The 625-nt window shown below is 73.8% G+C and carries 2 protein-coding genes; both read right to left on the bottom strand.

Annotation, left to right across the window (positions count from 1 at the left end):
* Positions 1-248 (bottom strand): type I-E CRISPR-associated protein Cas6/Cse3/CasE (locus PV682_RS44180; protein ID WP_319738625.1); only part of this gene is annotated, 248 nt, incomplete at its 3' end.
* A partial coding sequence (locus PV682_RS44175; RefSeq protein WP_319738624.1) for a type I-E CRISPR-associated protein Cas5/CasD occupies positions 248-625 on the bottom strand: 378 nt, incomplete at its 5' end. The genes PV682_RS44180 and PV682_RS44175, both read right to left, overlap by 1 nt.

Below are 625 nucleotides of genomic sequence, written 5' to 3'. Positions count from 1 at the left end.
GGCAGTCCGGGCCAGCCCGCCTCCTCGACGAGGTGGGTCAGGTCGGGGCGGCCGGGGCTGACGATGAACAGGTCGGCGCGGCCCGCTGCGGCCGGGTCCACCCGCCACAGGACGCGCGGCCCGGTCCCGTCGCGGGGCGGCGGGTCGGGGAAGGCCATGTTGACGGCGCCGTGCATGAAGTTCGGCGAGCCGAGCAGCCGGCGCGCGCCGGAGCGCGCGGTGTTGATGCGGAAGCGGGTCAGGTACATCAAGGGGTCCTCGGGGCGGGCAGGGGGCGCAGGTTGGTGGTCGGGTCGTGGGACACGGGTACGTCGACGTGGCTGGTGACGACGCCGCGCAGCGCGTACTGCCGGTGGCGGGGGTCGAAGCTGACCGGTGTGTCCCGCAGGGACAGGTGCGGGACGTCGGCTGGCGGGCAGTCGATCAGCAGGTCCAGTGCGGTGACGCTCCGGGTGCGCCGCCGGTACCAGGCGGACGCCTGCCAGGGAGCTGCACCGAGGGCCGTACGCAGGTCCGTGTCCGGGAGCGGTTCCCCCAGGTCGAGAGGGTGAGAAGGGGGACAGGAGCGTCGGCCGAGGTAGGGGAGGAAGCGTGGTGCGCGTACGGCGTCGTAAAGGTGTCGCAG

Source organism: Streptomyces niveiscabiei, assembly GCF_033794345.1.
In the GTDB taxonomy this organism is placed as follows: Bacteria; Actinomycetota; Actinomycetes; order Streptomycetales; family Streptomycetaceae; genus Streptomyces; species Streptomyces niveiscabiei.
Note: the sequence above shows the minus strand (reverse complement) of the source record. Positions and strands in the feature narration are given on the sequence as shown.